Source organism: Paenibacillus sp. Z3-2, from assembly GCF_054161325.1.
In genome coordinates this window covers 5,333,962-5,357,941 of the sequence record NZ_CP096397.1, presented here as the reverse complement: position 1 = coordinate 5,357,941, position 23,980 = coordinate 5,333,962, and the positions used below count along the sequence as shown (strand labels likewise).

The 23,980-nt window shown below is 48.4% G+C and carries 11 protein-coding genes; 10 read left to right on the top strand and 1 reads right to left on the bottom strand.

The window, feature by feature from the left end:
• Positions 1-311: 311 nt before the first annotated feature.
• Positions 312-3,104 (bottom strand): endo-beta-N-acetylglucosaminidase, encoded by a 2,793-nt coding sequence (locus M1D71_RS23915; RefSeq protein WP_458123974.1) that lies wholly within the window; start codon positions 3,102-3,104, stop codon positions 312-314.
• Positions 3,105-3,544: 440 nt separating this feature from the next.
• Here M1D71_RS23915 and M1D71_RS23910 point away from each other — a divergent pair, with 440 nt between their 5' ends.
• The 10 genes from M1D71_RS23910 (at position 3,545) to M1D71_RS23865 (ending at position 23,665) form a co-directional block, all read left to right on the top strand.
• Positions 3,545-5,374 (top strand): sensor histidine kinase, encoded by a 1,830-nt coding sequence (locus M1D71_RS23910; protein ID WP_458123973.1) that lies wholly within the window; start codon positions 3,545-3,547, stop codon positions 5,372-5,374.
• 1 nt (position 5,375) lies between these two features.
• Entirely contained in the window at positions 5,376-6,890 is a 1,515-nt protein-coding gene (locus M1D71_RS23905) for a response regulator (RefSeq protein WP_458123972.1), read from the top strand.
• Positions 6,891-7,172: 282 nt separating this feature from the next.
• The gene (locus M1D71_RS23900; protein ID WP_458123971.1) at positions 7,173-8,645 is read left to right on the top strand and encodes an ABC transporter substrate-binding protein; all 1,473 of its coding nucleotides are present in this window, start codon (positions 7,173-7,175) and stop codon (positions 8,643-8,645) included.
• A 77-nt stretch (positions 8,646-8,722) separates the two neighbouring features.
• Positions 8,723-9,652, top strand: a complete 930-nt coding sequence (locus M1D71_RS23895; protein WP_145325134.1) for an ABC transporter permease — start codon at positions 8,723-8,725, stop codon at positions 9,650-9,652.
• Between the two features lie 24 nt (positions 9,653-9,676).
• Positions 9,677-10,597 (top strand): carbohydrate ABC transporter permease, encoded by a 921-nt coding sequence (locus tag M1D71_RS23890; RefSeq protein ID WP_458123970.1) that lies wholly within the window; start codon positions 9,677-9,679, stop codon positions 10,595-10,597.
• 36 nt (positions 10,598-10,633) lie between these two features.
• Positions 10,634-12,934: a glycoside hydrolase family 3 N-terminal domain-containing protein gene (locus M1D71_RS23885; protein ID WP_458127335.1), complete on the top strand. Its 2,301-nt coding sequence runs from the start codon at positions 10,634-10,636 to the stop codon at positions 12,932-12,934.
• A 4-nt stretch (positions 12,935-12,938) separates the two neighbouring features.
• Positions 12,939-16,136, top strand: coding sequence for an alpha-mannosidase (locus M1D71_RS23880; protein ID WP_458123969.1), 3,198 nt, complete (start codon positions 12,939-12,941; stop codon positions 16,134-16,136).
• A 253-nt stretch (positions 16,137-16,389) separates the two neighbouring features.
• Entirely contained in the window at positions 16,390-17,709 is a 1,320-nt protein-coding gene (locus M1D71_RS23875; RefSeq protein ID WP_076329001.1) for a glycoside hydrolase family 125 protein, read from the top strand.
• Positions 17,706-20,885: a beta-galactosidase gene (locus M1D71_RS23870; protein ID WP_458123968.1), complete on the top strand. Its 3,180-nt coding sequence runs from the start codon at positions 17,706-17,708 to the stop codon at positions 20,883-20,885. The genes M1D71_RS23875 and M1D71_RS23870 overlap by 4 nt, the downstream gene beginning before the upstream one ends.
• Positions 20,882-23,665, top strand: coding sequence for an alpha-mannosidase (locus M1D71_RS23865; protein ID WP_458123967.1), 2,784 nt, complete (start codon positions 20,882-20,884; stop codon positions 23,663-23,665). The genes M1D71_RS23870 and M1D71_RS23865 overlap by 4 nt, the downstream gene beginning before the upstream one ends.
• Positions 23,666-23,980 lie beyond the last annotated feature (315 nt).

Below are 23,980 nucleotides of genomic sequence, written 5' to 3'. Positions count from 1 at the left end.
CACTGGTGTAACAGTACCGGAGGTTATTTGATTTATACGAGTAGCCCATTCGAAAAACGAGTAAAAGAACACCAAAATATTTAGGTTTTGCGGTATCGATCCTGATTCATAGCGTGCTTCCAACGTCCCCGACCATCCAGTAGTCCCAATTCACCTATGCTCCCTCATCCACTCTGCATCCTGAATCTCTAAGTGCTCTGTAATCCGGCGATACGTCCAGTTCTCTTCTCTTCGACGTGAAGACGAATAGCTAAAATAGCTCTAAGTGGCTAATAGGTTATACAGGGGTGCACGAAAAATACTTTGCAATGTTACTTCAAAATCGTAGTGGCTTGATTGCCTGCATAATCCTCAATGACCAGCTTCAAAGAGCTGTTGCTGGAGACTGGTGTGAAGGTCAGTTCACTCAACTTTGTTCTTCCCCGAATGATATACGGGAATTTCTGCGAAACATAAGTGACTCCGAACTCGCGTGGCACCCCATTTTCATAAACATAGATTTTGTACCAGTCCTCCAGATCAGGCAGGGCAAGTGTGTACTTTCCATCTTTTACCGTCACCTTTTCCTTGGCGTATGGTGTAATCTGAAGATCTGCGAGCTGCCCGGTATGGGTCACCGGGTTCTGATCGGCAATGGCGATGTTCAGCACGTAATGCTCACCGTTGGTCGGAAGTCCGGTCAGGACGGCAGACTGTTTTCCTTTTTTGACCTGAAGCGACTTAGTGAAAGGTTCTTTCGTGTATTCGGTTTGTAGTGTGAGTTGAATCGACTCATTGCCTTTACCTTTGTCTTTATCTTTGTCTTTGCCCGAGTCTTTCGCTTTCTTTGGGTTTTTCCAGCTTACAATAGCATCGCCATTCTTTTTGAATTTCACATCAATATTCTGAACGGATGCATTCAGGTCGTAAGGCAGGACGGTTGCTTCACTCTCGGTACCATCTGCACCAACAGCACGTATAGACAGTTCACCAGACGGCTGTTTTAGCGATTTGATATAAAAAGTGGAATCATACACGCCACCTACATAGGCGCCATTTTCATATAAATTGTATTGCTTGACCTCTGAATAGTCCTTCATGTCCCATGCGACAACCAGTTCGTCGGTGTTGGTCAGTGCTTTGGCAATATGGAATCCGGTAGGTGCCTCCGGTACAGCCGTTGAACCGTCGAACATACGGATCTCACCAATATTCATCTGATAATTCTCAATTGCGTTACCGTTCGGATCAAAGGAGAGTCCCAAAGCAGCAATGGTTTTGCCTTGATAGGCGCTCAAATCCAGTGAAACGGTTTTCCAGCCTTCCGTATGCTGGCCTGAATTAGGCACATTTACGTTGACCACGTTGGATGGATCATCTTCGAAGATCAACCCAACATGCAGGGAGGAAGCGTCACTAGTCGACGGTTTGTTATACGTCAGTTCCAGTTTCGATTGTCCGTTGACGGACAGATCGGTCTTGTACAAGCGCAGGAAGTTGTCCGCGTTCAGTGTACCGTTCACCACGAGAGAGCTGCCGCCATTGAATGCGCCAATGGAGTCATAGTTGTACCTTGCGCCTTTCTCATAAGATGGACCGTAGTCAAAATCAACACTGAGCTTGTCACCTTTACTATCCATCCACCATTGCCAAGTGACAGGGATATCCTGAATGTTGATATTCGACCATTCTTTATCATTCGAGACGGCGCCGTCTTCATAATATTTCAGACCGTGGCCCGTATTGAAGCTGGTCGCAAAATTGGATCCGTTGATGACGGAGCGTTCGGTCAGATACGCAGCGATTCCATCCCAATTCGTACCGGAAGCATACACATCTGACAGATCGGCAGACGCATTACGACGTGCATCTGTCGGGTCCTGATTTGGACCAGACCACCAGGCGCGATCACGTACAAAGGTCATCCACTGGTACTCATCCTCCGCACGATGATTCGTGCTCCCATCGCCCATCTCTTCATCCAGAGCGTTGTGGGTGAAATCGGCACCCAGTGTCGCGATGCTGTTCATGGGCTGACCGTTCTCATCCAGATTATGGCGCAGGTCATAGGACTGCTTCCAGCGGCCGAATTTGTCATGTCCACCTTCGACACCAGCAAATACGGTTTCCAGTGGATCCAGTCCCAGGCTAAGGGCATGATCACGGGAATCGCGGAGCATCTTGTGGTTCCATACATAGTTCAGGAAAATGGAATCCGAGACTCTGCCGAGAACGGAATCTTGTACAAAGGGGCTGTTGAGCCCATTGAATTGGTTCTGGTATTGAATCTTGCCCGTTGTATTGATGGTGGAGTCATACCACTGAACGTACAGGCCTTCATCTCTTAGATATTTCATGAATTTCTTGTAGGAAGCGATATCCTCAGGGGCTACACCCCGGGCAACCTCTTCCTGATTGAAAAAGTATCCATCGAAGTTGTAGTACTTCGCCATCTCGGCCAATTTCTCGGCCACAGGGAAATTACCGTTTTCATCCTGGATCAGCATTTGTTTGTACGTCTGTGGTCCACGGTCATTATCCGAGAAAAAGATATTGGCAATGGACTTAACGCCATTCTTGTGGGCTGCATTGGTGTAGGCCGGATTCGGAATGTTCAAAATGCCGAATTCGAAGTATTTCTCCGTCCACTCCTTACTCGGGTCGTACAGCTCCTCCGGTACTCCTGCAGAGGCCATACCGTGCCAATAGCTGTAGTAGTCTGTATACTGCCAATAATTAAACAGATACTGACTGAATTCATTGGTATAAGGTGTGCTATCAAAGAATGCATTGCCGTAATCACCACTCATTGTGAACAGTTGGGTGTCTGGACTAAGCTCAGGATAAGCTTGGGTGGCAGCGAACGCTTCATTACGGGGCTGCAAGGGAACATGGGCACGAAGCAGATCACCATGGATATCACTTTCCGGTGTCCAGTTCAGAATCTGGGTCGAAGTATATCCGTGCTGATAGGGCTGATTCACCCCTTTGGCACTTTCACCAGTGTAAGGGAGCGTGTCTCCTGCGTATACGGATGATGCAACAACTTGTCCAAGCAGAGCCGTGGTCAGGACCATGGCAGTGACCTTGGGAATGAGGCCTTTTGGTTTGAGTTTGCGTGTCATGCTGTTCCTCCTTCAAGTGGAATGAATGTAAGGTATTCTTTTACACAAAGCTAAACTTATGGTTAACGATAGTGGATGAAAGCGTTTTTAAATAGGGTGAAATTAAAGAAACACAGATATAAACTAAAGAAAAGTTGTAGGTGACAAGTTAATGTCAGAAGCCTAATGATATAATTCTATATAAGTTAAACTAATCATTTACACGAAAACGGAGAGGACAGAAAAAACCTGAAGAAGCGAAGCGTTCGCCTGAAAGCTTTCTGAAAGAAAGCTGCATCGGAAGCATACGCTATCACCGGATATTCCCTTAAGAAAAGGGAATCGAAAAAATCTGGGGATAACAGCGATTGGAAGGTTATTCTGTCATCGTAGTGTCAGTGTAAATAATCTTTAGTTCAACTTATATAGTCAGGAAAACAGCATTGGAGGGAACATGCATCTTGAAAATTGTTAGCGTTTACAATAATTTCTTCAAAAATAATATGTTTATGAAAATGCTCCTGATCTTCTCGATGATATCAATTATCACGATCATTACGTTGTCTTATATCACCTTCCTGTCGGTGTCCGACTCCACGATTCGCCGGGAACTGGCGATCCAAAAAGCAGCGATGGAACATGTGGATCGCTATATTCATCAGCAGTATGAATCGGTGCAAAACATGGTGAGGGACATGCATCAGAATGAGGCACTCTCCGCCAACATTACGTATCTGATGAATCACTCGTACGCTGAATATGTTCAACACATGACGAATGGATATTACGCTAATCAGGACGACTATTCGGCCGATGTATTGAAACATTTTCAGAACATTATGGATCGCAATTCGCAGATTAACCAACTCATGTTATATAGCGCTGAGCAGCAGGATCTGTCTACCTTCAATCAACACAAGCAGTTCCGCAAGCTGGACACCAATGTGGCTCATTCCTATATTCCGGACGTGATGGCGATGGAAACACCCAATATCAGTGCACCCAACTACTGGATACGCAAAGAGATCAATCAATGGGACCCAGCGCTCTACTCCATCCGCGTACCGATTAACAATACACAGACTCTTCGGAATCTGGGCCAGTTTCTCGTCTTCTTTGACTCGGAGGGAATCGGTAACGCGCTGGATAACTACGAGAGTAATCTCAAGGGAGAAATCGTGGTGTTATCAGCGAAAGGGACAGTGTTATTTGACTCCAACAATCATTATTACGGGAAGAAGTATCCCTACGTGAATGTGGCCGATTCCCTGTTTGATCAGACCAATATGGATTCGATGAAAAAGGAGCAGAACATGTACGTGAACAAGTTCGTCTCCGCAGATCAGGGTTATGTGGTCATTGGGACCGTTCCGGTAGAAGAGATGGCTGAAACCTATGCGGGTATTCGCAATACCATCATCTCCATTAGTATTGTATGTATATTGTTTGCCGTGCTGGTTCCGGCGTTTTTCATTATTAACTTTGCCAAACGAACCCGTCGAATTATTCGCTTCACCCAAAAAGTAAAGTACGGCAACTTAACGGCTCGCATCGACGATCCGCGTGATGATGAACTGGGGCAGATCTCCCATAGCTTCAACGATATGCTGGACGAGCTGAATCTGTATATTGAACGGGTCTACAAAGCCGAGATCAAACAGAAGGAGACCGAACTGGTTGCATTACAGGCGCGCATCAACCCGCACTTTCTCTATAATACGCTTGAAGTTATTCGGATGAGGGCGATATCTCAGGGGGCCAGGGATGTCGGCGAGATGATCTACAGCCTATCTGTTTTGTTCAAGAGCCTGGTACAGCAGAAGAAAAACTATACACTGAAGGATGAGATGGAAGCATGCCGTTTGTATCTGGAGTTATTCCGAATACGCTACAAGGACATTTTCATCTATACGATCCAGATCGATGCTGCCTATTACCAACACCCTGTGGTGAAACTTTCGCTGCAACCCATCATTGAGAATTATGTCGTACACGGCATTCAGACAGAACGTTCGGATAACCGATTATCCATTGTTGTGGAAGAGACAGATGATGTGGTACAGGTGGAGGTCAGAGATAATGGTAAAGGCATTGAACCGGCACGCCTGACGGAAATTCTTGAAGAACTGGAACGTCCCGAAGAGTCCGGTCAGATGTTCGGGCTGCGCAGTGTTCATAGTCGATTACGTTTCCTGTACGGACCAGAGTTCGGCATTACCATAGAGAGCACCCTCGGAGAAGGAACACGGATCAGGGTGCGTTATCCACATACAGAAGGGACAGGTGTTTAACATGTATAAGGTGTTTATTGTGGACGATGAGCCATTCATCATTGAGGGCTTATACGATATTGTGGACTGGTCTTCGTTTGGAATGGAAATTGTGAGTCATGCGGGCAATGGGCAGGCGGCTTTACATACGCTCTCTTCTCAGCCTGTAGACATTCTGATTACGGATATATCCATGCCACTCATGAATGGTCTCGATCTGATTCGGGAAGCAAGGCGAGTGCAACCTGAGATTAAGGTCATTATCCTGAGTGGTTTCAATGAGTTCGAATATCTGAAGGAAGGCATGCAGCTGGGGATCGAAAATTATCTCCTCAAACCGATTAATGTGGGGGAACTGGAATCCACGCTGAGCAACACGGCGTCCAAGCTGGATCATACGGTATCACCTCAAACCGATGATGCTTATGGCATCCAGATTCTGAAAGATAACATTCTTCACCGATGGCTTACGGGACAGATTGCAGCTACTGAATTTGAAGAACGCGCCCAGTTTATGAACCTTTCGCTGGATGCACCCGACGTTGCTGTGGCCGTCTTGCGGGACAAAGGGCAGACAGCTGGCATGTTTGAACGCGTCGAGGGGATGCTGAGAGACAGACCCCATCTGAACGTATTTCATGATATCGATGGAGATATTGTCATTATTGCCAACATTCATGGTACTCGCGACGAAGAACAGAAGTTAATGGATGGCCTTCAGGCATTATCTGATGCGATAACAGTAACCCATCCTGCGGTACGCATTGGAGCAGGCAGGTTGATGAAGGGGCTGTACCAGGCGCCAACCAGTTATGCTGAGGCCAAAAAAGCACTCCAGTATGTGATGATTTATCCCGAACTTAAAGTAATCGACCATGCCATACTGGAAAGGCGCGGAAGTTCAACGGCGACCTTCTTTATTGATTGGAGGGAGTACGCCAAACTCATTCTGTCCCGTAATACAGAACAACTTGCCGACCAGATTCGCATGGATTTTGAACAGCATCGGGATGGGCTTACGCCTGGGGAGCTGCAGAATACCGCATTGGAAGTTGTGATTCGCTTCAAAATGGAACTGGAGGGCATCAAACATTCGGATGAGTCTGCCATATACCAACAAGGACTTCAACTTGTCCTGGACAGTGGAACTTTTGATGAACTCGTGCTGGCGCTTCAACAGGTTGGGGCGCAGACCATTCAATCCCTATTGCAGGATTTGAAGAATCCGATTGTGAACCAAGTGCTTCAACATATCGACAAACATTACGCAGAAGAGCTCTCTCTGAAGCTGCTGGGAGCCCACTATCATCTGCATCCGGTGTATTTGGGACAATTGTTCCATAAGGAGACCGGGGAGACGTTTGCCGAATACATCAACAAATACCGGATTGAACGTGCAAAGGAGCAATTGCGTAATTCCAATCTAAAGGTACATGAGATCGCCCGAAATGTGGGGTATTGGGAGACGGGGTATTTCTATAAGCAGTTCCGTAAGTATGTGGGGATTTCACCGACTGATTTCAAGGTGTTTGGTTGATGTTGTGGCTGGAGAGTTAGTTCTGCGGACTAAAATACAAGAGACATACTGGGAACAAGAGTGGCATGTAATGAGATTGTGTGCCATAGGTTACCCGGCATGTCTCTTTCATGTAAGCGATTTATCGAAACAGGGATAAAATTAATCCTCAAGGACGATTTCCCTTTAATTTGTACCTCGAAAACTTAAGTTTATCTTCTTTTTGTAAATGCTTTCATTCGATAAGGTTAAAGCAGTTAGTTTGTAGAGACTAAGGGAACACGAAAAGGGAGGATCAAAGAAATGAGTAAACAAAGAAAACGCTTCTCGCTCGTTCTTGCATTGTTAATGGCCGTTACACTTGTTCTTAGTGCCTGTGGAGGAAGCAAAAATGCTTCAGAGTCCGGGGGAGCGGGAGATGACGCGGTCGAGTTGATCTGGTATACCATCGGTACCCCTCAGAAAGACGTCAATAAAGTGATGGAAGAAGTCAGCAAGTATACCAAAGAGAAAATTAATGCCACGGTGACGATGAAAATGGTTGACTGGGGTGACTACCCACAGAAGATGCAGGTTAACGTAGCTTCCGGTGAGCCAATGGATATTCTATTCACTTCATCTGGTGGATTCGACTATGTACAAAATGCCAGAAAAGGCGCATTCCTCGAACTGGATGACTTGCTTGCTGAATACGGTCAGGATCTCACCAAGACCATTGATCCTGCGTTCCTCAGCGGTTCGAAGGTAGACGGACACAATTACGGAATTCCAGCCAACAAAGAGTTACCTCAACAAGAGGTATGGCGGTTTAACCAAATGCTGGTTGATAAATACAAGTTGGACATCTCTGGCGTCCGTACGTTAGACAGTCTGGAGCCTTTGCTCAAAACGATCAAGGAAAACGAGGCGAGTGTAACGCCATTTGCCATGGATAAGAACTATGTTCCTTACGTGCCTTATGACTATGTCATCCAGAACCTGCCGATGGCAATCAAACTGGATACGACAGACTATAAACTCGTGAACATACTGGAAACGCCTGAGATGAAAGAAGCACTCACCACGATGCACAAATATTACAAAGCCGGTTATGTATCGGCAGAAGCGGCAACAACAGGTTCCACGAACGACCTGACAACATCGGGCAACTGGTTCCTGGATCGTGCACAGACCCAGCCGCTCGCGGATAATCAATGGTCTGCAAGTTACGGTTATGAGGTCGTTTCGACCCCAGCCAGTGATGCGATCATCACAAATACTTCTGTACAAGGCTCCATCATGGCGATCTCGGCCAACTCGGAATATCCGGAGAAAGCGATGGAATTCCTGAACCTGCTGAATACAGATCCTGTGCTGCGTAATATGGTGGATTCCGGTATCGAGGGTACACACTACAAAAAAGTGGATGACACGCATATGGAAAATCTGCCTGAATCGAAGAACTACGATATGCCTTCATACTCCCTGGGGAACAACATGCTGCTCTTCCTGAACAGCAATGACCCGGACAACAAATGGGATGAGTTCAAGAAGTTTAACGCTGAAGGTGTCAATTCTCCAATCCTCAGCTTCAACTTCGATGCAAGCAATGTATCTTCCGAACTGACGGCGGTACAGAACGTGAAAGAGCAATATTGGGCAGCACTGATGACAGGTACACTGGACCCGGCGACCAATCTGGATCAAGTGATTGAGAAGTTCAATCAAGCCGGACTGGAGAAAGTAATGGCTGAAGCCCAAAGCCAACTGGATGCCTGGAGAGCGGAAAACAAGTAACGATACATCGTAAGGATCGGGCGGCTGCTTATCGCGTCCGGTCCTTTTTCATTCAAGCCTGAAGGAGGATCTCCACAATGACTACATTTTTGAAAAACCTGATTAGAAACCGAGTCATGCTGCTCATGGTGCTGCCAGGCGCCATCTGGTTCTTCTTCTTCTCCTACTTGCCGCTCGTGGGCACCGTGGCTGCCTTTAAGGAATATCGATTCAGCCGCGAAGGGTTCTGGGCAAGTCTGATGAAGAGTGAATGGGTAGGCTGGGACAATTTCAAATTCCTGTTCAGCACAAGTGATGCATGGCTAATTACGCGCAATACCCTTTTTTATAACATCGCCATTATCTTCCTGGGACTCGTATTCGCTGTAGCATTGGCGATTCTGCTCTCGGAACTGATCAATAAACGACTCGCCAAAATATATCAAACGGGTATGTTTCTGCCATACTTCTTATCCTGGGTTATCGTTGGATACTTCGCTTTCAGCTTCCTGAGCATGGACCGCGGTATGTTGAATCAGATCATTGGCTGGTTCGGGATGGAACCAATTCAGTGGTACTCTGAGGCGAAATATTGGCCGTATATTCTGATTTTTGTTGCACTATGGAAAACAATTGGTTACAACAGCATCGTCTATCTGGCTTCCATTCTGGGGATTGATAAATCGCTGTATGAAGCAGCCATGATCGATGGAGCAAGCAAATGGCAGCAGATTCGCAACATTACGATTCCGTTATTGTCGCCCATCATTACAATCATGACCTTGCTGGCTGTAGGCCGCATTTTCTATGCCGACTTTGGACTGTTCTATCAGGTGCCAAGGGATTCGGGTACGCTCTATTCCGTTACGAATGTTATTGATACGTATGTATATCGTGGTTTGAAAACAAGCGGTGAGATTGGCATGAGTACAGCTGCGGGATTATATCAATCCGTGGTGGGCTTTGTACTCGTCATTATCTCCAATTATGTTGTGCGCAAAGTCGATAAAGACAGCAGCCTATTCTAGGACAAGGGAAAGGAGTGAACCACTATGGCTCAAGCAGGGCTCGTTAAAAAACGCGACTTCCACCACGTATCCAGCGGCTGGAACGTGATTATGAACATCATCGCCGGTCTATTCGCTCTGATCTGTGTATTTCCTTTTATATTTGTAGTCATCATCTCGTTTACGGACGAGAAAGCACTGGCCCGTGATGGATATCGTCTGATTCCGGCAGAATGGAGTCTCGCGGCATATCAGTTTGTCTGGCAGAGTGGGGACACGCTGCTGCGGGCGTATGGGGTTACCATTCTGGTGACGGTACTCGGTACTATTATCAGTCTGATTCTCATGTCGCTGTACGCGTACGCGATTTCCCGTAAGAGCTTCAGATATCGGAGATTTTTCTCCATCTTTGCCATTCTGACCATGTTATTCAACGGCGGGATGATTCCAACTTATATGGTTGTATCCCAGCTGCTTGGATTGAAAGATACCGTATGGGCACTGATTTTGCCGCTGGCAATGAATGCCTTCTACATTATGATTCTGCGTACGTTCTACTCGACCAGTGTACCGGATGCGGTCATTGAGTCGGCAAGAATTGATGGCGCGGGAGAATTCTATACCTTTATGAAAATAGTGATTCCACTCTCCTTGCCGGGACTTGCAACCATCGGGTTGTTCAGTACACTCGGTTACTGGAATGACTGGTTCAACGCACTCTTATATATTGATAATCCCAATCTGGTGCCCCTGCAATCTATGCTGATGCGGATTGAGTCGAGCATCCAGTTTATTCAACAGAACTCTGCTAACAGTTCGATGAGTCTAGCAGCCATGCAGTCCATTCCGCAGGATACGTCCCGAATGGCGATGGTTGTGCTTGCCACGTTGCCGATTATATTCGCTTATCCGTTCTTCCAGCGCTATTTCGTACAGGGTCTGACGGTGGGAGCGGTCAAAGAATAACCGGATCACGCTATAGGATTGGAGAGATGCAGATTGATGACTTACAAGGACAAGAGCAAATCCGTAGAGGAACGGGTACAGCATCTGCTGAGCCTGATGACTACGGAAGAAAAGGTAGGCCAACTTACTCAGCCCTTTGGTTGGCAAACATATACGAATGATCAAGGGAACATTACGCTTAATGATTCTTTCAAAGAGCAAGTCGAGAACGGAGGCATCGGCTCCCTCTATGGTGCGCTTCGTGCAGATCCTTGGACTGGCGTTACGCTGGAAAATGGATTATCTGCCAGAGAAGGCGCAGAGGCGGTCAATCTGATTCAACGCTATGCGGTGGAGCATTCCAGACTTGGGATTCCCATCTTAATCGGAGAAGAGTGCTCGCATGGTCATATGGCCATTGACGGAACGGTCTATCCTGTCCCCCTTTTACTGGGGAGCACCTGGAATGTGGATCTGTACCGGGAGATGTGCCAGGCAGTGGCACGGGAGACACGTGCCCAAGGTGGTGCGGTCACCTATTCTCCGGTACTGGATGTTGTGCGTGATCCGCGCTGGGGACGTACGGAGGAATGTTTTGGTGAAGATCCGTATCTCATTGGGGAACTGGCAGTTGCCTCCGTGGAAGGACTTCAGGGTGAAAGTCTTGACCGTGGAGATGCAGTAGCGGCAACGTTGAAACATTTTGTTGGTTACGGCAGCTCGGAAGGTGGACGCAATGCAGGACCTGTGCATATGGGCTGGCGTGAACTGCTGGAGGTGGATCTGTATCCATTCCGCAAAGCGGTGGAAGCTGGCGCGGCATCGATCATGCCGGCATATAACGAAATTGATGGCACGCCCTGCACCGTGAATACGGAATTGCTGGAAGATGTTTTGCGTAAGGATTGGGGCTTTGACGGTTTGGTCATTACGGATTGCGGTGCGATCAACATGCTAGCCAGTGGGCATGATGTCGCGGCAGATGGAATGGAAGCTTCCGTACAGGCGATTCAGGCAGGTATTGATATGGAAATGTCCGGTGAGATGTTCGGGCAATATCTGGTACAGGCAGTGGCAGAAAGCCAGCTTGATGTGCAGGTTCTGGATCAGGCGGTCTCTCGCGTACTGGTCTTGAAGTTCAGATTGGGCTTATTCGAACAGCCTTATGTGGATGCGGATCGTGCAGCAGAAGTGATTGGCAGTGAAGCACATGTTCAGTTGGCGCGCCAGTTGGCGGCGGAAGGGGTTGTTCTTCTCAAAAATGAGGCTGAAACGCTACCTCTATCCCCAGCAACAGCTGGGCGAATTGCCGTAATCGGCCCAAATGCGGATCAAGCGTACAATCAGCTCGGCGATTACACATCACCACAACCTAAATCCAAAGTGGCAACCGTGCTGGATGGCATTCGCAGTAAACTGGCTGACCAAGTGGAGCAGGTGCTCTATGCACCAGGTTGCCGGATTAAAGGGGATTCAAAAGAAGGATTCGAGCGTGCAATCGAAGTTGCCAGCCAGGCAGATACAGTCATTATGGTGGTTGGCGGCTCCAGTGCACGTGACTTTGGAGAAGGAACGATCGATCTGAAGACGGGTGCTTCCAATGTGTCGGATAACTCCTGGAATGATATGGAGTGCGGCGAAGGGATCGACCGTATGACATTGGGGCTTGCCGGCGTACAGTTGGAACTCATTCAGGAGATTCACAAGCTTGGCAAGAAGCTTGTCGTTGTCTACATCAATGGTCGTCCCATCACTGAACCTTGGGTAGATGAACATGCCGATGCGATTTTGGAGGCGTGGTACCCGGGCCAAGAGGGCGGGCATGCCATTGCAGATATTCTGTTCGGTGACGTCAACCCATCGGGCAAATTGACGATCTCCATTCCGAAGCATGTCGGTCAATTACCGATCTACTACAACGGCAAACGTTCCCGGGGCAAGCGATACCTCGAAGAGGATCTGGAGCCTCGTTATCCGTTCGGATATGGACAGAGTTATACCACATATGAGTACAGTGAACCCAAGCTAAGTGCTGCATCCATGACAACTGTTGATTCAGTTACCGTATCAGTGAATGTCACCAACACTGGCCGTTATGCAGGTGCAGAAGTTGTACAAATGTATATCTCTGACGTGGTCAGCTCGCTGACTCGTCCCGCCAAGGAGCTGAAGGGGTTTGCGAAAGTGAGCCTGGAGCCTGGAGAAACACGGACCGTGGAGTTCCACATCGGGGCAGAGCAGCTGCAGTATATCGGACGGAACTTGAAACCTGTCGTTGAACCAGGACAATTCCATATTCATATCGGCAGCAGCGTAAACGATACGCAAATGGCCGAACTGACCGTAAGGGAGGCGTAAGACGTTGGAACGTATCAGACGATTTATTCGCGAGTTGTCCGAACATCAGTGGCTGGAGCAATTGCAGCTGAGCAGCTGGGACATTACCCGCGCTTATTATAACGTGCCAGGACAGTATGAGGATCAGGGTGAATACCCGGAAGGTCAGAATTTTGAGCGTTTTCCGAGCAAACAGGGAACGACCTACTTCTTTCGAACGCGTTTGGAGATCCCTGCTACATGGCAGCAAGCGCCTTATGGGCTTGTATTTGAAACAGGGGGAGAAGGCTTGCTGCGGGTGAATGGACACTCTTATCAGGGTCTGGACCGCAATCACACCTACGTCACGCTTGATCCGTCCAAAGTTGGAACCCATCCGGAACTGGAGATTGAGATGTTCGATCCGGTACCTGAACCTGTAGACCCGTTGAATCAACAGGCCGTTATTCAGCCGCCGATCACATCAATTACGAGCCTGCTGGTAAGACCAAATGAAGCGGTTCGCAGTCTCATGTATACGGTCATCATTGTACGTGATTCGGCTGTGCTGCTGCCGGAAAGTGATTTCAGACGGGTTCGCCTGTTAGAACTGGTGTATCGTGCGATGGATCAATTTGTAGGCATGTCAGCAGAAGAGATTAAGCAGGGAGAAGGTATTCGCCAGATTGAAAATAATCTGAAGCATCATGTGCGTGAGATTGGCGGCAACGCAGAAGGTCTGGAGCATATGGTGGGACAGTCCCATATCGATATTGCCTGGCTGTGGCCTGTGCGCGAGACCGTACGTAAGACGAGCCGTACCTTCTCCACCGTAGATGCACTCATGAATGAATATCCCGATTATGTCTATTCCCAGAGTCAGCCCTTATTATATGCATTTTTGAAGGAACATGATCCCGAACTGTATGCACGAGTGAAGCAGCGGATTGCAGAAGGCCGCTGGGAACTGGTTGGCGGCATGTGGGTTGAGCCGGATCTGAACATCCCGAGCGGGGAGTCCCTGATTCGCCAGATGTTGTATGGTCAGCGTTTCTATATGGAGGAGTTCGGCAAGACATCACAGATTGAATGGTTGCCGGATACATTCGGGTACTGTGCTTCCCTGCCACAGATTTTGAAGCATGGCAATGTGGAATATTTCATGACGACGAAGCTTGGATGGAACGACACGAATGTGTTTCCATATGATCTGTTTCACTGGGTGGGGATTGACGGCACACCTATCCTGTCCTACCTCAATCATGGTGTCAACGAGCATACCTTGCCGAAGGACATTCATGATCACTGGCAGTCCTATCGTGAAAAGGCGGCTCATCCGGAGCACATGCTTCTGTACGGACACGGAGATGGCGGCGGTGGAGTAACACGCGAGATGCTGGAGTATGTGGATCGCGCAGACCTGATGGTAGGACAGCCTGCGAGTCGTTATAGTACGGCGGGAGCTTTCTTTGCCGGAATTGAAAAGGAGCAACCTGTGCTTCCGAAGTGGCATGGTGATCTGTACCTGGAGTTACATCGGGGAACCTACACGACACATGCACGCAACAAACGTAACAATCGGAAAGCGGAGGTTCTATATCGTGAAGCTGAGTTGTGGAATACACTCGCTCTGCCTGAGATGGGGACGGATGCAGAAGCTGGCGTGCGTTCGAATCTGCATGACGGCTGGAAACTAATTTTGCTGAATCAATTCCATGATATTATTCCGGGCTCGGCAATTACGGAGTCGTACGTGACGTCGGATGCGGAATATGTACAAGTATTTGAGTTGGGTAGAACCGGACTGGAGCAAGGTATAGCAACACTGACAACGGGCATCAACACGCAAGGCCCAGAAGGTTCAGTGGCCTATGTTGTGTTCAACAGCCTGGGCTGGAAACGCAGTGCAGTCGTTCAGCTTCCTGTGCATGATGGCTTGGATCGCTACGGCATTGATGAAGAAGGTCAGCGCCTGCGGATGGATCGGGAGGATGGTAGCATGTCTATTCTCGTGACGGACATTCCGGCATTTGGATATCAGACGATTTGGCTGGTACCGGAAAATACAAGGGAAACGAATGTACGGGAAACGGCCAACCTTGCCGCGAAACCAACCTTCAATGATACATGGGACACCGCCTTTTATCATGTGCAGTTTAACGAACGGGGAGAGATCACTCGTCTGTGGGATAAGAGCGCGGAGCGTGAGATGCTGAAGCCGGGTGAACGGGGCAATCAGCTCCACTTCTTCCACGACCGTCCGACGCTCTGGGATGCATGGGATATCGACAGTCGTTATGAAGAACAGATTGCTGGTGAAGTGGAACTATTGGAGAAAAAGTTGGTGCTGGCGGGCACAACAAAGGATGTCCTGCGCTTCCGCTGGAAGCTTAATCAATCGGTGATCACGCAAGATATCATCTTTTACCATGATTCACGGCGAATTGATTTTAAGACACAGGTGAACTGGAATGAAGATCACAAGCTTCTGAAAGTCGGTTTCCCCATCGATGTGGTGACCTCCAAGGCCACATTCGAGATTCCATTCGGTGCACTGGAACGCCCAACGCATCGCAACACAAGCTGGGAACAAGCCCAGTATGAAGTCTGTGGACATCGCTTCGCGGATGTATCCGAATATGGATACGGTGTGAGCCTGCTCAATGATTGCAAATACGGGTACGACGTACAGGGAAGCACCATTCGTTTGTCCTTATTGCGTGCACCCAAATGGCCTGATCGCACCGCTGATCTGGGAGAACATGAATTCACATATTCTCTGTACCCACACGACGGTGACTGGCGAACTGCACACACTGTACGTCAGGCCGCCGAACTGAATCATGAAGTGACGGTACAGCAGGTGAAACAAGTGCAACAAAAGGGTCAGATGCAACAGAGGGATCAAGTACAACATGGCGCAGGAGCTGGTGACGATCCAACCGCAGATTCAACTGCTAATGTGGCACCTGTACGCCCGGCAACCGGAGCATGGATTGATTTTGATAGTAACCATGTCATTCTGGATACAGTCAAAATGGCAGAGGATGGGCACGGCACCGTACTTCGGTTCTATGAATCGTCAGGCAAACGCGAAAACATTACGTTGCAATGGCCGCATGCCTTTGAGCAGGCATATCACTCTAATGCACTGGAAGAACCGATCAAACCACTGGCCGACACGAATGGCCAAATTACATTGTCTTTTAAACCTTACGAAATACAAACCGTGCTACTGCGGTAAACCTGTTTGAAATATTTCGAACTATATAAGATGAACTTAAACATGTACACATAACGGAGAGTGCAGAACCAGATGGAGAAGCGAAGCGTTCGCCTTTATCACCGGATTTTCCCTTTAGAGAAGGGAATCAAAAAAATCTGGGGATAACAGCGATCGGAAGATGGTACTGCAATCGTAGAGTCCCAGTGTACAGTTAATGGGTTTATCTTTTATAGCTACACCATTCAATTTGTTTAAGGAGTTGCACTCATCCATGGAACAATTCAGATTACCCAAAATACCCATGCCGCCTGTTGCCTTGCCGCAATCCATTCAGGCCGTGCTCGAAGAAGCAGAACAGAAGCTGGCTCACCGGCCGAAACTGCTTCAATTATTCAAAAACTGTTTCCCCAATACCATCGAAACAACAACGAAGTTGATGGAGGATGGTACGACTTTTGTCATCACAGGAGATATTCCAGCTTCCTGGCTGCGTGATTCCGTGGAGCAGGTAGTACACTACATTCCGTTTGCTAAGGAAGATGAGGACCTGCAGCGCATTATTGGCGGGCTGATCAAACGTCATATCCAGTATGTTCATATCGATCCATATGCCAATGCCTTCAATGAGACAGCGAATGACTGGCACTGGAATACCACGGACGAGACTGAGATGTCGCCTTGGGTATGGGAACGCAAGTTTGAGATCGACTCATTATGTTTCGTTGTACGGTTGGCCTATTTATATTGGAAGGAAACCGAGCTAACCGATATTTTCGATTCAAGCTTCAAGGCAGCGATGCGTAAAATCGTGGACCTGTTCAAAGTCGAACAGCATCACATGGAACAATCTCCGTATCGCTTTACTCGCAATAACGGTATCCCAACAGATTCCCTCCGCAATCACGGAAAGGGCATGCCAGTAAATTATACAGGCATGATCTGGTCCGGTTTCCGTTCCAGTGATGATGCGTGTGATTTCCACTACAACATTCCAGGCAACATGTTCGCGGTTGTAGCTCTGCGCCAAATGCAGGAGTTTGCCGAGTGGGTGTTCCGGGATATGGAACTTTTGCAGGAATTAAAGGATCTGGAGCAGGACGTGGATCACGGTATTCAGTTGTACGGGATTTATCGTCATCCGGAATTTGGACCGATCTATGCGTACGAGACGGACGGTTATGGCAATCACTGTCTCATGGACGATGCGGGTACACCAGGACTGATGTCCATTCCATATCTGGGTTACGTCACAGCGGATGATCCGATCTACCAGAATACCCGCCGCTTCGCTCTGAGCAAAGAGAACCCGTTCTATTATGAGGGCAAGGTTGCCAAAGGAATCGGTAGCCCGCACACACCACCAGATTATATCTGGCATATGGGCTTATCCATGCAGGGACTGACTGCGCAGTCTGCCGAGGAGAAACTGGAGATTATTCGCATGCTCGAAGCGACAGATGCGGATACAGGTTATATGCATGAAGGTTTCCACGCCGATGATCCGACGATTTTTACACGAAAATGGTTTGCATGGTCCAACAGCTTGTTCTCCCAGTTGGTCTACAGATCGATGAAGGATGGCCTGTTATGAGTACTCAACCTCGTGTAAAAAAGCTGATTATCTTCGCTGATCCTGCGTTTCCGATGGAAGGCTCTTTGCCAACTCCAATGGCTCTGAATGCATGGAAAGCAGTCGAAGAGATCACCGTTGTAAACGCCGAAGAACTCGCAGAGACTTTGAATGCCACGGCAGGTGAAGGATGTCTTGTAAATCTGCACGCACCTTATTTCCCCAAATCCGCTTGGACGGAGATTGCAGCTTATCTGCATCAGGGAGGGAGCCTGATCAGTGTTGGTGGTGCGCCTTTCAAACGTCCGGTTCGATATGAAAATGGGGCATGGCTTGTTGAGTCGGAGCAGACCGCTTACCATCAGGAACTATATATTCATGAGGCGTTGAACGTATCTTCTGCTGGCGTGCAATCCTACACTTCATCTGAATATATCCCGCTCCTTGCTGGTAAAGAGGGACTTTTCGAGATTTCAGATACATGGAATCTGGTCCCACATACGACCAAAACAAGTGATCTGCCTCACCAGATGGGTTCATCGGGCCCGATGAGTACGCAGATTTACCCATTACTTCATGGCATGAGTAAGGACGGACGCAGTGTCGCCGCTCCGGTTGTTCTGTGGGAAAACTCCCGCGGGACTTTCGTAGGTTCACGCTGGATGTTCGTGCATCTGCCGTTGACCACCACATTCTGGGAGCAGGATGGCGCTGCCGAGATTGTGAAGTGGGCGCAATTCTGTGCGCAAGGTGTAACCGAGTTATCCCTGAAAACGAATTATGCTTCGTATGAGCCAGATGAACGGGCTGTACTCACACTTCAAGGCCAGATTTTACAGCGAGCAGGCAACAGACTTACAGAGTCCGAACTGTGGACGTTTGATCTGAGCGTTGAGCGAGAGAACCGTACTAGCGGCATGACGGAGAAGGTATGGAACCATCGGCTGGAGATGGAACTTTCCGGTGAGCAGCAGTTCAAACGTATACTTCTCCCAATCTCCATTGAAAGTGGGCTATATCGGATCGTATGCCGTGCGCAGGCACCTGACGGGGAAGTTCGAATCTTGCGTCAAGGCTTCTGGGGACAGGATGCCGCATTGCTGGCAGAAGGGAAAGTGATTAGCCGCAGCAGGGACTATTTTGTAAAAGACGGACGTCCTCTCCCTGTTGTGGGCATGACCTACATGACCTCCGATGTGGCACGGAAATTTCTGTTTTTGCCGAACGCGGATGTCTGGGATCGGGACATGGCTCAGATGGCGAAAGCAGGAATCAACTGGATTCGGACGGGAATCTGGACCGCCTATCGCAATATGATGCAGGTGGATGGTCATATGGCGGAGGATGTGCTCCGTGCCATTGATGCATTTATATTAACGGCGAAACGGCACGGCTTACAGGTCACGTTCACCTTCTTCTCCTTTACACCGGAGACATGGGAAGGAACGAATCCGTATTTGGACCCGCAGAGTGTCGAAGCTCAGAAGCGTTTCATCCGCAGCATCGTCAGTCGTCACACGCAGACAACCCATGTGGACTGGGATCTAATTAATGAGCCATCGATGTTCGATCCGGTACGTATCTTCTCAGCTGGCCCACGCTCGGCGAGGGATTCGCATGAACAGCAGGCCTTTATCGATTGGCTTCAGCAGCGTCATGAGACGATTGAAGCGTTGCAGGAGGCATGGAACATGTCACCGAAGCAGCTCCCCAACTTTGCAGCCGCGGTCATCCCGGAGCCCGAAGAGATTAATTTTGATGTACAGGACATGCACAAGGCCAAAAAAGGAACGCGCTGGCTCGATTACTGTCTTTTCTCTATGGAGATGCACAATGTATGGGCTAGAGAGCTTGTAGGTACGATCAAGGATCTGGTTCCCGATCATCTGGTTACCGTGGGACAGGACGAAGCCCTTGGTGCACAGCGTCCTTCGCCGTTCTTCTATGAACGTGAAGTGGATTATACAACCGTGCATTCCTGGTGGTTGAACGATGATCTGATCTGGGACGGCATTTTCGCCAAAACCCCACACAAACCGAATCTCATTCAGGAGACGGGCATCATGTATGTGGAAACCCCGGATGGACGAGCCAAACGTACGGAAGAAGAGCTTCGTGGCATTCTCGAACGTAAGTATGCCTATGCTTTCTCGACAGGCGGCGCAGGAGCGGTGCAATGGATCTGGAATACCAACTTCTATATGGATAATGCCAATGAGTCTCATATCGGAGCCCTTCGTGCAGATGGTACGGAGAAACCAGAGGCGGATGTATCTTATGATTTTGGCCGATTCATGCATGGCATTCGTGATCTCTTTGAAGACCGTGAGCTGGAGGATATTGCAGTGGTGTTCCCGTATTCCAATGACTTCTCCAACCGTTCCCTGGCCTATGATGCCACAACGAAGCTTACTCGTGTGATGTCCTATGATCTAAAACTGCCATTCCGTGCGTTATCCGAATATCATCTGGAAGCACTGGAGCAGCAGCCACCGAAGCTGATTATCGTGCCGAGTCCACATAATATGGACAGCGATGCACTGCAACAATTGCTCAAGTTCGCGGAGAACGAAGGCACGAGCCTGCTCATTACCGGGCCACTGGCGCTAGATGCTTATTGGAAGACAACTTACCGGGCAGATCATATCGTAGGCAAACGCAGTCTGGGTAACGTGCAGCGGGAAGAATTGCTGAAGATTAATGGCGTGAATCACCGGGTGACCTATGGACGGCGTCGTATCGCAGAGGTCGCGAAGGAGACGTTGCTTCATGGGGATAATGGTTCACCAGATGAAGTAACCGTTTCGCCTTTGGGCAAAGGGAAATTAATCTGGACTCCGCTGCCGCTCGAGTTAAATGGACGGGACGAGCCACTTGCTGAATTATATCGTTATGCAACCAAAATTTCGGGTATCGAACAGGAGTTCGAATGGATTTCTGGAGGGGATATCGCAGGGATCTACGGGCGGAAGCTGAGTTTTCCAAAAGGGAATCTGTATGTATTTGTATCGGAGTTTGCCTTGAACCATGAGGTTCACGTAAGAGATCAACGTACAGGTGTATCGTATGCGTTCCAACTGGAGAAAAATCGTTCGGTGTTATTTGCCACAGATGCTTCCGGAAAGTTGGATGGCGTGTATCGCCCGGATGAGGTTGAGATTATACAACAAGATGAAAGAGGTGGGATAACACGATGACGAAGACGAAGAGAGCACACATCATTTCACATACCCACTGGGATCGGGAATGGTATTTGCCTTATGAGAAGCATCATATGCGGCTCATTCAGCTCGTCGATTCACTGTTGGATCAGCTTGATGAGGGATCGGACTACAAAAGCTTTTATTTGGATGGACAAACGATTATCATCGATGATTATCTTCAGGTTCGACCAGAGCAGAAGGAACGGCTGGAGAAACATATCCGCAATGGGCGGATTGTGATTGGGCCATGGTACATTTTGCAGGATGCTTTTCTGACGAGCGGAGAAGCCAATGTGCGCAACATGCAGGTTGGACATAAGGATGCCAAACGTTACGGCACACCTTCGAAAATTGGTTACTTTCCAGATACATTCGGATTGGTCGGACAGACCCCGCAGCTGATGCAGCAATCGGGCATTGATAATGTGTTCTTTGGTCGTGGTGTGAAGCCGACAGGCTTCAATAATACGGTCTCGGATGCCGGATATGAATCAAGCTTCTCGGAACTGATGTGGGAAGGACCAGACGGTTCGAAAGTGCTCGGCGTATTGTTCGCCAACTGGTACTCCAACGGGAATGAAGTTCCGGTAGACGAGGCTTCGGCTCGCAAGTTCTGGGAGACCAAGCTTGCAGACGCGGAGAAATATGCATCAACGAATGAGCTGCTCTACATGAACGGATGTGACCACCAACCCATTCAGCGGGATCTGCCAGAAGCCATCCGTATGGCTGAGCAATTACATCCCGATATCGAGTTCATTCATTCTAACTTTCCCGATTATCTGGAAGCTTTGAGAGCATCGGCTGAACATGAGCTGTCCACGGTCAAAGGCGAACTGCGCAGCCAGCGTACCGATGGCTGGGGAACTCTGGTGAACACGGCCTCGGCTCGTGTGTATCTGAAACAGATGAACCAGCTAGGCCAGACCATGCTGGAAAAAGTGGCTGAACCACTGGCATCCTATGCCTATCTGCTTGGTCATGCTTATCCACATGATCAACTGACATATGCCTGGAAAACGCTGATGCAAAATCACCCGCATGACAGCATCTGTGGATGCAGTGTGGATGAGGTGCACCGCGAGATGGTGACACGGTTTGATAAGAGCCGTCATGTGGCAGAGGCACTGATTGGAGAGAGCACCAGCCAGATTGCTACAGCCGTCGATACCTCCATATTTGAGCGTTACGGCGAAGGTGCCCGGCCTGTTGTGGTCTTTAATACAACGGGTTGGGAACGAAGCGGTGTGGTTCAGATGGAACTGGACGCGGCTCGGTTGTATTTCCGGGATGGATATACATTGGAAGAGATGGCGGCGCAGATGAAAGCCGTTGACCTGTCAGATCGCATACTTGTAGATGAAGAGGGTAACCACATTCCATGTACGGTGGAAGATCTGGGTCTGCAATTTGGCTATGATCTGCCGGATGACCGTTTCCGCCAGCCGTATAGTTGTCGGCGAGTACGTATTCGTTTTGAAACAGAGCACGTAGCTGCATTGGGCCTGAAGACGTATGCTTTGGTGAACTCAGTGGATCATGCCAAGAGTGGCTCTCAACCGAAAACGACTACGCTGTTGCGTGGTGAGCGCGGCATGGAGAATCAACATTTGATCGTCACGATTGCAGACAACGGTTCATTCACACTCACAGACAAACGAACAGGCAGGACTTACAAAAACCTAGGCGTGTACGAAAATGTGGGCGATATCGGCAATGAATACATGTTCAAACAGCCAGAGAATGAAGTAGCATTGACAACACAAGCGCTTCAGGCTGAAATTCGGGTCCTTGAGAATACACCATACTTGGCCTCGTTCGAGGTGATTCATCATTGGGAAATACCGGAGTCAGCGGATGAGATGCTGGATCAGGAACAGCGGGAACTGATATATTATCCACACCGTAAAGCCCAACGTTCAACTAAAATGATTCCGCTCCAGATCCGCACGATTGTATCCCTTAGTCGTAGTGGAAAAGGAGTGCAAATGAAAACAACCTTCAACAATCAGGCGAAGGATCATCGGGTGCGCGCCCTTTTCCCAACCGATCTTGTATCTGCTGTTCATCATGTGGATTCCATGTTTGAAATTGCAACGCGTGATAACAAGCCTGCACCAGAGTGGCAAAATCCAAGCAATACACAGCATCAACAGAGTTTTGTAGATGTGAGTGAAAAGGACGCAGGATTGGTCGTTGCCAATCTGGGCCTGAATGAATATGAAGTCCTTCAAGATGGGCGTAACACCATCGCCGTAACGCTGCTTCGTGCTGTGGGCGAACTCGGAGATTGGGGCTTGTTCCCGACACCGGAAGCACAATGTCTTGGTGAACATTCGTTTCAGATCGAGATCATTCCACATGATGGAAATGGTGCATCGTCAGGTGCATATATCGAGGCCTATCAGTTCCAGGTTCCGTGGACGTTGGTACAAACTGAAGTACACACGGGTTATCTGACACCTAGTAACACACCATTTGCATGGCAAGGGGACGGATTGGCGTTTTCTTCACTCAAGGTGAATGAAGATTCCGGTGATGTGATGCTTCGCTGGTACAATATGAACACCGAATCCGCCACGTTGAAGCTTGCTGCATCGCAAGCGAATCCACATCCATTTGAAACGGCATATAAGAGCAACATCCTGGAGGAAAAGGGAGAAAATTTTCATTCCCACAGTATAGAAGAGGCGTCGACATTATCATTTGCCAGCAAGGAATGGAACATACAGACTGGTTCATGCGAAATCGTAACAATTGGATTACGGCGCTAATAGAGGTTGTTCAAAAAGTCCGTTTTTGATTACGAATCATGCCTAGTGGCATCATTAGCATCGAAGTTGAAATTCAGCCGAAATAAGTAGACGCTTTCGAAGAATGTTTCCATCGGAAACATTTTAGTTGCTCATGTAGTGCGCCTCGTGGTAGAAGAGTTACGCTATTTACCAGATGTATCGGTTGAGTTATTGGTTGTTTTTCTATAGAATGAACAGTAGAATTGCAAGTGATCGAAAGTTACCATCCCATCCTTGATGGTCACAGGTCGACTTCAATTGTTCATTCTATATTGAAACATTAAGGGGGCTTGA

Excerpts from the sequence above, each read along its gene's own strand:
- M1D71_RS23915 (WP_458123974.1), bottom strand. The coding sequence starts at position 3,104 with ATGACACGCAAACTCAAACCAAAAGGCCTCATTCCCAAGGTCACTGCC.
- M1D71_RS23905 (WP_458123972.1), top strand. The coding sequence starts at position 5,376 with ATGTATAAGGTGTTTATTGTGGACGATGAGCCATTCATCATTGAGGGC.
- M1D71_RS23900 (WP_458123971.1), top strand. The coding sequence starts at position 7,173 with ATGAGTAAACAAAGAAAACGCTTCTCGCTCGTTCTTGCATTGTTAATG.
- M1D71_RS23895 (WP_145325134.1), top strand. The coding sequence starts at position 8,723 with ATGACTACATTTTTGAAAAACCTGATTAGAAACCGAGTCATGCTGCTC.
- M1D71_RS23890 (WP_458123970.1), top strand. The coding sequence starts at position 9,677 with ATGGCTCAAGCAGGGCTCGTTAAAAAACGCGACTTCCACCACGTATCC.
- M1D71_RS23885 (WP_458127335.1), top strand. The coding sequence starts at position 10,634 with ATGACTTACAAGGACAAGAGCAAATCCGTAGAGGAACGGGTACAGCAT.
- M1D71_RS23875 (WP_076329001.1), top strand. The coding sequence starts at position 16,390 with ATGGAACAATTCAGATTACCCAAAATACCCATGCCGCCTGTTGCCTTG.
- M1D71_RS23870 (WP_458123968.1), top strand. The coding sequence starts at position 17,706 with ATGAGTACTCAACCTCGTGTAAAAAAGCTGATTATCTTCGCTGATCCT.
- M1D71_RS23865 (WP_458123967.1), top strand. The coding sequence starts at position 20,882 with ATGACGAAGACGAAGAGAGCACACATCATTTCACATACCCACTGGGAT.